This window comes from Geothrix sp. (assembly GCF_020622065.1).
Taxonomy (GTDB): Bacteria; Acidobacteriota; Holophagae; order Holophagales; family Holophagaceae; genus Geothrix.
Map to the genome: position 1 here is coordinate 859,093 of NZ_JAHRYQ010000002.1, position 14,225 is coordinate 873,317.

Genomic DNA, 14,225 nt, shown 5'->3' on the forward strand with positions numbered 1-14,225 from the left:
TCAGCCTTTCGGGGCCGCCCGCAACAGGGCCTCCCGGACCTTCATCCTGAGCTTGGCCGGCGTGAACGGCTTCTGGAGGAAGGGGACATTCGCCTCCAGGACACCATGGCGCAGGATGGCGTCGTCCGTGTAGCCGGACATGAACAGGACCGCCAGGTTGGGGTGGGCCGAAGTGACCCTCTCCGAGACCTGGCGCCCATTCATCCCGGGCATGATCACATCCGTGAGCAGCAGGTGGATCTCATCCATGCACTGGGCGCAGAGGGCCTCGGCTTCCGCGCCGTTCCGCGCCTCCAGGACCGTGTAGCCCGCCTGCCGCAAGATGGTCCCCGTGACGCTGCGCACCTGGTCCTCGTCTTCCACCAGCAGGATGGTCTCGGAGCCGCCCTCGTCGGCCGCGGCAGGGAGTTCCGGACCCGCGTGGGACTGGTGCTCCCGCTGGATCTCCGGGAAGTAGATCTTGAAGGTCGTTCCCACGCCAGGTTCGCTGTAGAGCCAGATGTGGCCCCCGCTCTGCTTCACGATCCCGAAGACGGTGGCGAGCCCGAGGCCCGTCCCCTTCCCCCGCTCCTTCGTGGTGAAGAAGGGTTCGAAGATCCGGCCCTGGGTCTCCTTGTCCATGCCGTGGCCCGTGTCGCTGACCGCCAGCATGACGAAGGAGCCCGGTGTCACCCCCGGGTGCTCGCGGGCATAGGCTTCGTCGAGATCGATGTTGGCAGTCTCCAGGATCAGGCTCCCCCCTTCCGGCATGGCGTCCCGGGCGTTGATGGCCAAGTTCAGGATCACCTGCTCGATCTGGCTGGGATCCGCGAAGACCTTCCGCAGATCGGGAGAGCAGAAGGCCTGAATCTCGATGTTCTCGCCCAGGAGGCGCTGCAGGATCGGGTGGAGGCCCGTGAGCGACGCGTTGAGGTCGAGGGACTCCGGGGCCAGGATCTGCCGGCGGCTGAAGGTGAGGAGCTGACGCGTCAACCCGGCCGCCCGTTCGGAGGCCTGGCGGATCGCCGCCAGGTTGGCGTTCCCGTCCAGGTGCATCTCCAGCACTTCCGAAGCGCCGAAGATCACGGTCAGCAGGTTGTTGAAGTCGTGGGCGATGCCGCCGGCCAGCTGACCCACGGCCTCCATCTTCTGGGTTTGACGGAGCTGCTCTTCACTGTGCCGCAGCGCCTCGTTCGCCGCCTGGAGCTCCGCCGTGCGCGCCTCCACCCGCGCCTCGAGGTGGGCCTGGAGGTCCCGCAGCTTCCGGTTCGCCTCCTGGATCTCCTGGGCGCGCTGGAAGACCTCGGCTTCCACCTGGCTCGCATGATCCCTCAGCTCCTCCGCCAAGTCGCCCTGGGCCCGGTGGGCCTCCTTCAGGCGCATGAACTCCGTGACATCCTCCACCCGGTGGAGCACATAGCGGACCTCGCCGGTCGGGGCCAGGACCGGGGTATTCATGGGGCTCCAGTAGCGGCGCTCGAAGCCCCCTCCCTCCGCGGGCGGCAGCTGGATGTCGTATTTCTGAACGGCCATCGTGTCGGGGCGCTTGAGGGCGAGGGCCCGGTGGAGCGATTCCCGGAGGTTGGCCACTCCCGTGGCGCTCGGGTCCTCGGGATTGTCCGGGAACACCTCGAAGATGCCCCGGCCGAGGATGTCCTCCCGGCGGGTCCGGGTGGCCGAGAGGTAGGCCTCGCTGACCGCCACGATGGTCAAGTCTGGGTCCAGGGCCAGGAGCAGACCGGGCGCCGACTCGAACAAGAGCCGGAAATCCGGGTCGGGAGGGCCCGTCTTGGCATCCAAAACAGACATATCGCGACCTCTCGGCATGTCCCAAGGTGGGCAAGTATAGGCCGCTCGAACGGATAATCGCCGTCCAGAATGGTTTTGTTTGCAGATGTTTGATTTTAGAGCCGTTGGAAAGGTGGATGAGGTGCCCTAAGCCAACCGTCGCTTCAAGGCCTCGGTCTCCGCCGCCAAGGGTTCGCTGAGCAGGGGCTTGGCCAGCAGGTCGCTGAGGGTCCTGGGCAGGGGGATCTCGCGACCCAGGGCCGGGGTCAGGGCTTCGCGGAATTTCGCCGGATGGGCTGTGGCCAGGAAGAGGCCCTGCTCCCCGGGGCGCAGGTGGGCCCGGAGCACGGCGCAGGCCACGGCGCCGTGGGGATCGGCCAGGTAGCCCGCGCCATCCAAGGCGACCACGGTCGCCATCGTCTCCGCATCCGTGCAGCTGCCCCAGCGCAGGGCCGCCACCATGCCCCCGTGGTCGCCTCCGAACCGCGTGAAGATGCGTTCCCAGTTGCTGGGCGAGCCCACATCCATGGCGTTGGAGAGGGTGGCCACGGAGGGTCGGGGCCGGTAGGTGCCGGTGTCCAGGTAGTCGGGCACCACGCGGTTGGCGTTGGTGGCGGCCACGAAGGCGTGGATGGGGGCGCCCATGGCCTGGGCCATCAGGCCCGCATAAAGGTTGCCGAAGTTGCCACTGGGCACGGACACCACCAGGGGCCCGGGGTCGGCCTGGGCCACAGCCTCGAAGTAGTACAGCGTCTGGGCCAGCAGCCGCGCGATGTTGATGCTGTTGGCCGAGGTCAGGCCCAATCGGGACACCTGCTCGGCGTCCTCGAAGGCCCCCTTCACCAGCCGCTGGCAGTCGTCGAAGGAACCGGCCACCGCCAGGGCGAGCACATTGCCGCCGCAGGTGGCGAACTGGCGCTCCTGCAGGGGGGACACACGGCCTGCCGGATAGAGCACCACCACCCGCACGCCCGGCAATCCCTGAAAGGCCTGGGCCACGGCAGCGCCCGTGTCGCCGGAGGTGGCCGTGAGCACCGTGCGGGGGCGGTCCCCGGCGCCCAGGGCCAGCACCCGCGCCAGGAAGCGCGCGCCGAAATCCTTGAAGGCCAGCGTGGGCCCGTGGAAGAGTTCCAGCGCCGAGAGGCGATCGCCCACCTTCACCCGAGGCGCGGGAAAGGTGAAGGCGGATCGCGCCAGCATCTCGACCACGGAACGGGGGAATTCCTCGCCCAGCAGGCGATGGAGGATCTCCGTCGCGCGCGAGGGGAAATCCAGCTTCAGCAGCTCGGAAACATCCGGAAAGCGCGGGAGCTCCACCGGCACGAAGAGGCCGCCATCGGGAGCCAGGCCCGCCTGCACGGCCGCCATGAAGGTCGCGTGAAGCCCGGGGGTGCGGGTGCTGACGAGCTTCATGGCCGGACCTCGCACCGCGAGGACCGGAACCCGGCCGGCAGCACCCGGGCCCCTTCCGGATCCAACGCGCAGACCCAGCCCTGGCTGGCCAGCCCCGCCCCCTCGAAGGCCCCGCGAATGGCCTCAGCGATGGCCAGGGCCTGGGTTTCATCCTCGGCCACCGCGAAGACGGAGGGCCCCGACCCCGACAGGCTGCAGCCGAGGGCGCCCAGGCGCCTCGCCGCTGCCTGCGCCGCCCGGAAGCCCGGCACCAGCGGCGCGCGGTGCACCTCCACCAGGGGATCCCGCAGGCACCGCCCGAGCAGCGCACGGTCCCCACTGTGCAGGGCCTGCACCAGCCCGGTGAGGTTGCCCGCGAAGGCCACCGTCTCGGGCCACCCCGGGTGCTCGGGCAGGACGCGACGGCTGTCCGCCGTGGACAGCCGGAGCTCGGGATGCACCACCACCATCAGCAGGTCCGCGGGCCAGGGCAGGCGCCGGGCGGCGGCTTTCCCCTCCCGGCCCGGCACCACCAGCTGGAGCCCGCCCAGCAGCGAGGGCACCACATTGTCGAGGTGGATGCCGCCGCTGGTGGAACCCTCCGCCTGCCCCGCCAAGTCCAGCAGCTCGGGCACGCTGAGCGGATCGCCGCACAGGGCCTGGAGCCCGACCAGCGTCGCCACGATGGAGCTGGCGCTGGATCCCAGACCGCTGGCCACGGGAAGGCACTTCTCCAGGGTGATGGCGAAGGGTCCGGCCCCGCCGCCCCCCGCGCGCAGGGCCGCCAGGAAGAGGTCGCGGGCCTTCAGGGCGAGGTTGGGCCGGGGATCGTCCGCCAACGCGGTGGCGAAGGGACCCGTCACCCGGAAGGAGTCGTTCTCGGCGGGCGCGATGGATACGAGGTCCCCGAGCAGGCTGCCGTCCAGCGGCGCCAGCGCCGCGCCCAGCAGGTCGAATCCCGCGGCCACATTGCCGATGCTGGCAGGGGCGAAGGCCACCACGCCTTCAGAAGATGGATCAGAGGACCTCGTCATCAGCGCCTCCGGGCCGGGCGGGCCCCGGGGGGCACCAGGCGCAGGATGTCGGCCAGCACGCCGGCGGCCGTCACTTCGGCGCCGGCTCCATATCCGCGGATGACCATGGGATGGGGCTGGTAGCGCTCTGTCAGCAGGGCCAGGGCATTCTCGCCGCCCTTGATGGCGATGAAGGGGTGCTCGGCGTCCACGGGCAGGAGGCCCACACGACACCCCTGGTCCGACAGGGAACCCACATAGCGGAGGGTCTTCCCTTCAGCCTTCAGGGCCGCCAGCCGCTCGCGGAAGGGGGCGTCCAGCTGGGGCAGACGGGCCAGGAAGGCGGGGATGTCGCCGCTGGCATCGAAGTCCGCGGGCAGCAGGCCTTCCACCGCCACATCCTCGAGCTCCAGTTCCAGGCCCAGCTCCCGGGCCAGGATGAGCAGCTTGCGCGCCACATCCATGCCGCTGAGGTCGTCGCGGGGATCAGGTTCGGTGAAGCCGCTGTCCTTGGCCCGGTGCACGGCTTCGGACAAGGCCACGCCTTCGCCCAGCAGGCCGAGGATGTACGACATGGAGCCCGACAGGATGCCTTCCGCCCTCAGCACGCGGTCGCCGGTGAGCACCAGGTTCTTCACCGTGTCGATGATGGGCAGGCCCGCGCCCACATTGGCCTCGTAGAGGAACCGCAAGCCGCGGCGCGACGACCGTTCACGCAGCTCGCGGTAGAAGGCCTGGGAGCTGCTGTTCGCCTTCTTGTTGGCGGCCACCACATGGAACCCGGCCTCGAACAGATCCGGGTACCGGGCTGCCAGCTCGCCACTGGTGCTGCAATCCACCAGCACCGACAGGGCCGGAGGCCCCCCGCGCACGGTCTCGATGAGCCGCTCCAGATCCATCGGTTCACCCAGGACCAGGTCCTCGCGCCAGCGTGTGAGGTCGAGGCCCGCCGCATCCATTTTCATGCGGCGGCTGGTGGCGATGGTCGTCACGCGGAGATCCAGTCCCTGGGCCAGCAGCCGTTCATGCTGCCGGTGGATCTGTCCCAGCAGGCTGCCGCCCACATTCCCGGCGCCGAGCAGATGGACATCCACCACCACCCGGGTCTGGAAGAAGCGCCGGTGGATGTGGGCCAGGGCCCGGGCCCCATCGCCCTCCTCCACCACCGCCGAGATGATGCGCTCGCTGGCACCCTGGGCGATGGCCACCACATTGCAGCCCACTTCGGCCAGGGCCTCGAAGAAGGTGCCAGCCACCCCCGGCCGGGTGCGCATGCCATCCCCCACGATGCTCAGCACCGCGAGGCCCTCGCGCAGGGCCACCGGATCCATGAAGCCCGCCGACAATTCCGCGGGGAAGGCCTCCTCGATGGCGGCCACCGCGGCGGGACCATCCGCCCGGCGCACAGCAAAGCAGATGGAGAGCTCGGACGAACTCTGGGTGATGAGCACGACGGAGATGCCCCTGCGGGCCAGGGCGCCGAACACGCGCCCGGCGATGCCCGGCACGCCGGGCATGCCGGGGCCCGTCAGGTTCACCACCGAGAGGTCGCGCAGGAAGGACAGCCCCCGCACCCCACTGGGCGGCGGCGGCACCTCGCCGCGGATCACCGTGCCGGGGTGGGCCGGGTCGAAGCTGCTGCACACCCGCACCGGGATGCCGCGTTCCCGCACCGGGGGAATGGTCTTCGGGTGCAGCACCTTGGCCCCGAAGAAGGACAGCTCCATGGCCTCCTCGAAGCTCGCCTCCGGCAGCGGGAAGGCCTCAGGCACCAGGGTGGGATCGGCGCTGTAGAGGCCGGCCACATTGGTCCAGATCTCCAGCAGCTCCGCGCCGAGGGCGGCGGCGGCCAGGGCGGCGCTGTGGTCCGAGCCGCCCCGGCCCAACGAGAGGATGCGCCCCTGCCCATCGCCGCCGAAGAAGCCCGGCAGCACCCAGAGCCCGCCCTCCGCGGCCTTCACGGCGGCGAAGCCCGCCTCGATGTCCGCACTGCGCGGCCGGGCCTGGAGCGGATCGCCCTCCACCTTGATGTGCGCCACAGGATCGAGGTACCGGGGGGCGAGGCCGCGGGCTTTCAGCAGCCCCAGCAAAATGGCGCCGGCCGCCCGTTCACCCAGGCTGGAGACTTGCGCCAGCACCGAGGGCGGGCCCTCCTCCAGCAGGGCCATGCCCTGCAACAGGCGGCGCCCGAGCCCTTCGAGGGCGTCCAGCTCCTCACGCACCGGAACCGCCTCGGGTCCCAGATCCCCCGCCAGCTCCGTCACCACCTCGGCGTGCCGCGCCCGGAAGGTGGCGATGAGCCGATCCGCCTCCTCCCGGTCGGGCACGCGCCCCCCGTGCAGCAGCAGGTTGGTGATCCCCGCCATGGCGGAGGCCACCACGCAGACGCGGTGGGTGGCGCGAGCGGCGGCCACCAGGTCGGCCACGGTGCGGAACCGGCCCGCCCCGGCCAGGCTGGTGCCGCCGAACTTCATGACTCTGATGGCGGGGGCGGGCATGAGGGCTCCGGGGAAGAACAAAAAAGCCCCGCGTGGGATACGCGGGGCTGAGTCTGAGGGTTGGAAATCAGGTCAGGTGCCCCGCACGCCGGTGGGCGTATTGGTCATGCCAGTCATGCCGGTCATGGCAAACAAGTGGACGGACCCCACGCCGGTCGTGCCGGCGGGCCCGAAGGCCGTGGGGTTCATCGAAATCGTCATGTCCGACATCTTCCTGGAAGCCGCCTGAATGTCAACCCTGTTCCCCCGCCGGCCGGCCCTTCACCCGGCGCCCCAGCGCCAGGCTGCTGCCCAGCCAGAGGCCCGAGCAGCCCACGGCCGCCAATCCCACCGGAATGGCGAGCGCCACGAGGGCCGTGGGCGCCCACACGCCCAGCAGGTCGCCGCCCCGGTAGACGAAAGTGTCGATGAAGGGCTTCGACTTGTAGCGTTCTTCCGGGCCCAGCGGAATGTAGAGGATCTCGCGGGCCGGCCGGTCCACGGCATAGTGCAGGCCACGGCGCAGCACCTGGAAGAGCGCCATCATGCCGAAGGTGGGCCAGATCCACAGGGCGCCGAAGCCCAGCAGGCTCAGCACGGGGAGAATGGACAGCACCACCGGGATGCCCAGTCCCGTCAGGAGGCGGCCGGTGAGGAAGACCTGGGTCGCCAGGGTGAGCACATTCACCCAGAGGTCGATGCGGGCGAAGGCCGCCGTGCGGGCGGCGGTGCCGCTGAAGGTCCGTTCGACGATGGCGCCCTGCTGCAGGTAGAGGAAGGTGCTGGTGATGGTGAAGAGCAGCATGTAGGCGCAGATGAGCTGCAGGTAGCGCGATTTCGCGATGAGCTTGAGCCCCTCCAGGGGGCCGGGTCCGGGCTCCCGCTCGCCGTGGGCCTGGTCGCCCAGGCGGAAGATGGCCGCCAGGCGCCCCACGCACTGCACCGCCAACTCCAGCGTCAGCATCGACAGCAGCAGCAGCGACAGGGGATCCACCTTCAGGGGGAGACCCCCCAGCGTGAAGCCCTTGGTGAGGGCCCCCGTGAGGGCGGCCCCGGCGATGGCGCCCAGGGTGCCGCCCGTGGCGATGAAGCCGAAGAGGCGCTTGCCCTGGGTCTGGGTCCACACATCCGACATCAGGCCCCAGAACACCGAGACCACGAAGAGGTTGAAGACGCTGAGCCAAATGTAGAAGGCGTAGCCCAGGGCCGCGCCGCCGCGGTGGGGCAGGAAGCGGAAGGCCAGGAAGAAGGCCAGCATGTTCAGCCCGAAGAAGCGGTAGGCCCATGGGATGAACCGCCGGCGCGGCAGCTTCGACACCAGGGCCGCGAAGGCCGGGTTCGCCAGCGCCATGGCCAGCAGGGTGCCCGTCATCAGCCAGGGCAGCTTGTCCGCCCCCCGGGCGATGCCGATGGCCTCGCGGACGGGCCGCAGCAGGTAGAAGCCGAAGAGCAGCAGGAAGAAATACAGGGTCGACCAGAGCAGAGCCGGGGCTTCACCCTCGTCGAGCATCACCAGGCGTCGGAGGAGGCGGGCGGGCGTCATGGGCGGTCCGGAAAAGGCAGTTGCATGGATGTCTGAAAAGAGTATATATCGATTCACGAGGTATCAATCCCAGCCCATCGACCGGAGGTCCCATGACCGTCACCCGCCGTGAGTTCATCCAGTGGTCCGCCGCCGCCACCGCCCTGGCGGCCACGGGGCTCGACCTCTCCGCCGCGCCCGCCGAGAAGGCCGCCCCCAAGAAGATCCTCATCCTGGGCGGCACAGGCTTCCTCGGCCCCGCCACCATCGAAGCCGCCCAGGCCCGCGGTCACCAGGTGACGATGTTCAACCGCGGCAAGACGCGGCCCGACCTCTTCCCCGGCGTGGAGAAGCTGCACGGCGACCGTGATCCCAAGAAGGGCGAGGGCCTGAAGGCGCTCGAGGGCCGGAGCTGGGATGCCGTCATCGACAACAGCGCCTACTACCCGAGGATGGTGGCGGCCTCCGCGGGCCTGCTGGCCCCGCACGCGAAGCAGTATCTGATCATCTCCAGCATCAGCGCCTACAAGGAGCCGAACCCCGAGAACGGAACCGAGGATGCGCCCCTGGCCACCATGACCGACCCCACGGTCGAGTCCATGGGGAAGGACTACGCGAACTACGGGGCCCTGAAGGCCCTGTGCGAGCAGGCCGCCCAGAAGGCCATGCCCGGCCGCACGGCGGTGATCCGCCCTGGCTACATCGTGGGTCCCGACGACCCCACGGGCCGCTTCACCTACTGGCCTGTGCGCTTCGACAAGGGCGGTGAGCTCGCCGTGCCGGGCGCGCCCGCCGATCCCGTCGAGATCATCGATGTGCGCGACCTGGCCGCCTGGCTGGTGCATCTGGTCGAGCGCGGGACCACCGGCGTCTTCAACGCCTGCGGTCCCGACAAGCGCCTGGCCTGGGGCAGCCTCGTCGAGGCCTGCCAGAAGGCCGGGAACCCGAACGCCAAGCCCGTCTGGATTCCCGCCGACTTCGTGACCAAGCAGGAGGGCCTCGAATTCCCCATCTGGGCCCCCTACCTGGGCGAGACCAAGGGGTTCCATACCTGGAGCAACGCCCGCGCCGTCAAGGCCGGCCTGAAGTTCCGTCCCGCCGAGCAGACCGTGAAGGACACCCTCGCCTGGTTCAAGACTCAGGAGAAGGCGGAGAAGGGCCGCAACAAGCTGGCGGGCCCCACCGCCGAGCAGGAAGCCAAGCTCATCGCCGCCTGGCGCGAGGCCTCCAAGGCCAAGAAGTAAGCCCCGGGGAAACCGGCCCCCTCGGCTGATCCAGGGCCCCGCTCCGCGGGGCCCTGTCAGTTCTGGATGTAGTGCACCAGCTGCTCGATGGTGAAGGTCTGGTCGGAGATCGTCTCCTTCACCAGGTCGCCGATGGAGAGGATGCCCAGCACCTCGTCACCCGCCCCGAGCACGGGCAGGTGGCGGACATGCTTGTTCGTCATGAGTGCCATGCACTCCTCGACGGACTGAGAGAGGGTCACGCAACTGACCTTCTCGCTCATGATCTCCCGCACCAGGGTGTCCTTCGAGGTCTTCCCCTTGAGGATGATCTTCCGAGCGTAGTCCCGTTCGGAGAAGATCCCCACCAGCTTCCCGTGCTCCAGCACCAGGAGGGCGCCGATGTCGTGCTGGGCGAGGAGGGTCAGCGCCGTGAAGACCGAATCATCGGGCCCCACCGATACCAGGGCGCGCTTGCCCTCGACGAGCTGTTTCAGTGGCCGCATGGATGCCTCCCTGCTGGTCTGGTTGGATGGTTCGGGAATCGTGGCCCTGACTATACGGCCAAGACGGGGCGGATGGGCCAATGAATCCGAGGCCGGGTCATCGGAACCGTGATCAATGACGCAGGATCCCCCTGGCATAGTCTATTCGTGATGCATGGGTCGTCTTTAATCCCAGCCGCTTGAACGACCCACCCCACCCCGCCATGGAACCCCGCCGAGGATCACCCGATGTCCCTGCCCAGGAAGATGAAGGCCCACGCCCGGAAGCATGCCGAAGCCACGGAACCCCATCCGGAGGCGGCCCGGAAGCAGGCCGCCCAGGGGAAGCTGCTGGCCCGCGAGCGCATCACGGCCATTCTCGATCCGGACTCCTTCCATGAATACGACCTCTTCGTGGAGCACAAGTGCTCCGACTTCGGCATGGAGAAGAAACAGCTGCCGGGGGACGGCGTCATCACCGGCACGGGTACGATCCTGGGTCACCCCGTGGCCATCTACGCCCAGGACTTCACCGTGGCCGGGGGATCGCTGGGCCTGGCCCACGCCCGGAAGATCACCAAGATCATGGATCACGCCATCAAGCTGGGCATCCCGCTCATCGGGATCAACGATTCCGGCGGGGCGCGCATCCAGGAAGGCGTGAACTCCCTGGCAGGCTACGGTGAGATCTTCTACCGCAACACGCTGGCGTCCGGCGTCATCCCCCAGATCTCGATCATCCTGGGTCCCTGCGCGGGCGGCGCGGTCTACTCGCCGGCCCTCACGGACTTCGTCTTCGTCGTGGACAAGATCTCCAAGATGTTCATCACGGGACCCGAGGTCATCAAGACAGTGCTGGGCGAAGAGATCTCCATGGAGGATCTGGGCGGGGCCCGGGTCCAGGCCGAGCTCTCCGGCAACGCGCACTTCTACGCCCAGAGCGAGGCGGAGTGCTTCGAGCAGGTGAAGCGCCTGGTGACCTACATCCCCTGGAACAACCGGAAGCGGGCCGACGCCTTCGCCGCCCAGCCCCCGGAGGCCGAGGCCCTGGAGCGCATCATCCCCTCCGAATCCAACCGGCCCTACGATGTGCGGGATGTCCTCCGCAGCGTCTGCGATGGCGCCGACTTCATGGAGGTCCAGGCGCTGTGGGCCGCCAACATCGTGGTGGGCTTCGCCCGCATGAACGGGCGCACGGTGGGCATGGTGGCCAACCAGCCCATGGTGCTGGCGGGCGTCCTGGATGTGGACAGCTCCGACAAGGCCGCCCGCTTCATCCGCTTCTGCGATGCCTTCAACATCCCGCTGGTGACCTTCGTGGACCTGCCGGGCTACCTGCCCGGCGTGGACCAGGAGCACGCGGGCGTCATCCGCCACGGCGCCAAGCTGCTCTACGCCTACAGCGAAGCCACGGTGCCGAAGATCACCGTGATCCTGCGCAAGGCCTACGGCGGCGGCTACATCGCCATGTGCTCGCGGCACCTGGGCGCCGACTTCGTCTTCGCCTGGCCCTGCGCCGAGATCGCGGTCATGGGCCCCGAGGGCGCCGCCAACATCATCTTCAAGGGGGAGATCGCCGCCGCGGCGGATCCCGAGGCCTTCCGCAAGGAGAAGGTGAAGGAATACACCGACAAGTTCGCCAGCCCCTATGTGGCCGCCGCCAACGGCCATGTGGACGCCGTCATCGCCCCCCACCAGACCCGCGACTTCCTGCTGCACGCCCTCGAGATCTCCGAACACAAGACCGAGGAGCGGCCTGCGCGGAAGCACGGCGTTCCGCCCTTCTGAGCGAGCTCCCATGACCCCCCGGCAGACCCTCACCCTGAACGACACGGTGTACGAAACGACCCTCACCCGGAAGTACGCCCACCGGAAACCCTATGTGCCCAAAGATCCCCGGCGGAGAACAGCCACCATCCCGGGCCTCATCCTGGAGGTCCTCGTGCAGCCCGGAGACCGGATCTGCGCAGGCCAGGGAATCGTGGTGCTGGAAGCCATGAAAATGCAGAATCGCATCACCGCCCATCACGATGGCACCGTCAAAGCCCTGCATGTGACCGTCGGAGACACCGTCGCCAAGGGCCAGCTGCTGGTGGAGTTCGAATAGCCGGTTTGGGCCGGCGCCCGGTTCTCCCTTTCAGCACGGCCGGGGCCTCGACGGCGGGTCCAGAGCATTACACAATTTTGTGTATATACTCCTGGATTCTGCCTGCCCTGCCCCAACCGCACTCACCTTTTTGGAGTCCTCCATGCTTCCTGTGGCCGCTCGCGCCTGGTTCGCTGCGCTGTGCTTCGGCGTCATGGGGCAGGCACAATCCGTGGCCTTCACCTTCGACGATGGGCCCAGCCTGACGGCCACGCCCCGCCTTTCCCCCCAGGAGCGCAATGCCGCAATCCTGGCGGCCCTGAAGAAACACCAGGTGAGTGCCGCCCTGTTCGTCACCCTCGGGAACGGCGCGGACCGGCCCGAGGGGGCGGCCCTGGCCAGGGCCTGGGGCGAGGCCGGCCACGCGATCGGCAACCACACCGTCACCCACCTGGATCTCAACGCGAAGGGCACCACCCTTCAGCAGTACCAGGATGAGATCCTGGCCTGTGACCGGGTCCTCCGTGCGCTTCCCGGCTACCGGCCCTGGTTCCGGTTCACCTTCCTCCGAGAGGGCAATACACCTGAGAAACGCGACGGGATGAAGGCCTTCCTGAAGGCCCAGGGCCTTCGCAATGCCCAGGTCAGCCTGGACACCTCGGACTGGCGCCTGAACGCAGCCCTGATCGCCGTCCTGACCCAGCATCCCGGGGCCGATGTGGCACCCATCCGGGGGGCCTACCTGGCCCACCTCCGCCAGCGGGCCGAGGCCTACCGGGAGATCTCCCGGCAGCTCTTCGGGCGCGACATCCCCCAGGTGCTGCTGCTGCATCACAACCTCCTCAACGCGCTGTTCCTGGAGGACGCCATCCAGCTCTTCAAGGACCTGGGTTGGACTCCCATCCGGCCGGAGGCGGCCTTCCAGGATGTCGTCTACGCCCTAGACCCCCAGCGCCCCTCGCCCGGCCAGAGCCTCCTCATCTCGGCCGCGCGCAGCCTCGGTGTTCAACCGAAGGGATGGGAGCGCCTGCTCGACGACGGCGATGAGGAGATCCGCCTGCTCAAGCGGCAGGGAGTACTCCCCGCCTCCTTCGAGTGACAATCCGTCAAGGAGCGGACCCTTTACCCCATTTCCAGCCGCTGGAATCCAGCCTCAGCGCTACTCTGGGCCCTGCATTTGTCTTGGAGGACATCATGGCCGTCAATTTGAAGGGGCGCAGCTTTCTCACCCTGATGGACTTCTCGCCCGAGGAGGTGCGCTACCTCCTGGACCTGTCGCGGGACCTGAAAGCCAAGAAGCGCATGGGCGTGTTCAACTACCTGCTCAAGGGCAAGAACATCGTGCTGCTCTTCGAGAAGACCAGCACCCGCACCCGCTGCGCCTTCGAGGTCGGCGCGCTGGAAGAGGGCGCCCATGTGACCTTCCTGGATAGCGCCAGCTCCCAGGTGGGCAAGAAGGAAAGCATCGAGGACAGCGCCAAGGTGCTGGGCCGCTTCTACGACGGCATCGAGTACCGCGGCTACAAGCAGGAAGTCGTCGAGGCCCTGGCCAAGCACAGCGGCGTGCCCGTGTGGAACGGCCTCACGGACACGGACCACCCCACCCAGATCCTGGCGGACTTCCTCACCATCGAAGAGCATGTGGCCAAGCCCCTGCACAAGGTGAAGCTGGTCTTCTGCGGCGACATCCGCAACAACATGAGCTATGCGCTGATGTACGGCGCCGCCAAGACCGGCATGCACATGGTGGCCCTCGGCCCCAAGGAGCTGGCGCCGGATCCGACCGTGCTCGCCACCGCACGCGAGGCCGCGAAGCTGACCGGCGCCACCATCGAAGTCACCGACAATGTGGCTGAGGCCGTGAAGGGCGCCGATGTGATCTACACCGATGTCTGGGCCAGCATGGGCGAGGAGGACCAGATCCCCGCCCGCGTGAAGCTGCTCACGCCCTTCAAGGTCACCCTGGAGATGCTCCAGAAGACCGGCAATCCGGATGTGAAGTTCCTCCACTGCCTGCCCGCCTTCCACGATTTCGAGACCAAGCTGGCCAAGGAGCAGAAGGCCCTGGGCCACGACATCCGCGAAGTCACCGACGAGGTCTTCCGCTCGCGGCACAGCGTGGTCTTCGACGAGGCCGAGAACCGCATGCACACCATCAAGGCGGTCATGGTGGCCACCATCGGATGAGGGGTTGCCGTACGCAGAAATGGCCCCGGCGGGGCCATTTCTGCGTACGGAGTGCTATGGTGGGACCACTCAA

At 68.3% G+C, this 14,225-nt stretch carries 12 protein-coding genes; 5 read left to right on the forward strand and 7 right to left on the reverse strand.

Annotated elements, in window-relative coordinates:
• The 6 genes from QZ647_RS13425 to QZ647_RS13450 form a co-directional block, all read right to left on the reverse strand.
• Complete coding sequence (locus QZ647_RS13425) at nucleotides 1-1,788, reverse strand: ATP-binding protein (protein WP_291272647.1); 1,788 nt, start codon at nucleotides 1,786-1,788, stop codon at nucleotides 1-3.
• A 126-nt stretch (nucleotides 1,789-1,914) separates the two neighbouring features.
• Nucleotides 1,915-3,180 carry a threonine synthase gene (thrC, locus tag QZ647_RS13430; RefSeq protein ID WP_291272648.1) on the reverse strand — a complete coding sequence of 422 codons (1,266 nt, stop codon included), beginning with the start codon at nucleotides 3,178-3,180 and terminating at the stop codon, nucleotides 1,915-1,917.
• Entirely contained in the window at nucleotides 3,177-4,193 is a 1,017-nt protein-coding gene (locus QZ647_RS13435; RefSeq protein ID WP_291272649.1) for a homoserine kinase, read from the reverse strand. The genes thrC and QZ647_RS13435 overlap by 4 nt, the downstream gene beginning before the upstream one ends.
• Complete coding sequence (thrA, locus tag QZ647_RS13440) at nucleotides 4,193-6,670, reverse strand: bifunctional aspartate kinase/homoserine dehydrogenase I (RefSeq protein ID WP_291272650.1); 2,478 nt, start codon at nucleotides 6,668-6,670, stop codon at nucleotides 4,193-4,195. The genes QZ647_RS13435 and thrA overlap by 1 nt, the downstream gene beginning before the upstream one ends.
• Nucleotides 6,671-6,742: 72 nt before the next feature.
• Nucleotides 6,743-6,871, reverse strand: a complete 129-nt coding sequence (locus QZ647_RS13445; RefSeq protein WP_291272651.1) for a hypothetical protein — start codon at nucleotides 6,869-6,871, stop codon at nucleotides 6,743-6,745.
• A gap of 31 nt (nucleotides 6,872-6,902) precedes the next feature.
• A complete protein-coding gene (locus QZ647_RS13450) occupies nucleotides 6,903-8,192 on the reverse strand; it encodes a hypothetical protein (RefSeq protein ID WP_291272652.1) in 1,290 nt (429 codons plus the stop codon).
• A gap of 92 nt (nucleotides 8,193-8,284) precedes the next feature.
• Here QZ647_RS13450 and QZ647_RS13455 point away from each other — a divergent pair, with 92 nt between their 5' ends.
• Complete coding sequence (locus QZ647_RS13455; RefSeq protein ID WP_291272653.1) at nucleotides 8,285-9,415, forward strand: twin-arginine translocation signal domain-containing protein; 1,131 nt, start codon at nucleotides 8,285-8,287, stop codon at nucleotides 9,413-9,415.
• 56 nt (nucleotides 9,416-9,471) lie between these two features.
• Here the strand turns inward: QZ647_RS13455 and QZ647_RS13460 are convergent, their stop codons facing one another.
• Entirely contained in the window at nucleotides 9,472-9,900 is a 429-nt protein-coding gene (locus QZ647_RS13460; RefSeq protein ID WP_291272654.1) for a CBS domain-containing protein, read from the reverse strand.
• Nucleotides 9,901-10,146: 246 nt separating this feature from the next.
• Here QZ647_RS13460 and QZ647_RS13465 point away from each other — a divergent pair, with 246 nt between their 5' ends.
• The 4 genes from QZ647_RS13465 (at nucleotide 10,147) to argF (ending at nucleotide 14,152) form a co-directional block, all read left to right on the forward strand.
• Entirely contained in the window at nucleotides 10,147-11,667 is a 1,521-nt protein-coding gene (locus QZ647_RS13465; RefSeq protein ID WP_366526194.1) for an acyl-CoA carboxylase subunit beta, read from the forward strand.
• A 10-nt stretch (nucleotides 11,668-11,677) separates the two neighbouring features.
• Nucleotides 11,678-11,986, forward strand: a complete 309-nt coding sequence (locus QZ647_RS13470; RefSeq protein WP_291272656.1) for an acetyl-CoA carboxylase biotin carboxyl carrier protein subunit — start codon at nucleotides 11,678-11,680, stop codon at nucleotides 11,984-11,986.
• Nucleotides 11,987-12,128: 142 nt separating this feature from the next.
• A complete protein-coding gene (locus tag QZ647_RS13475; protein WP_291272657.1) occupies nucleotides 12,129-13,064 on the forward strand; it encodes a polysaccharide deacetylase family protein in 936 nt (311 codons plus the stop codon).
• A 95-nt stretch (nucleotides 13,065-13,159) separates the two neighbouring features.
• On the forward strand, nucleotides 13,160-14,152 hold the full coding sequence (argF, locus tag QZ647_RS13480) for an ornithine carbamoyltransferase (protein ID WP_291272658.1): 993 nt from the start codon (nucleotides 13,160-13,162) through the stop codon (nucleotides 14,150-14,152).
• Nucleotides 14,153-14,225: the final 73 nt, after the last annotated feature.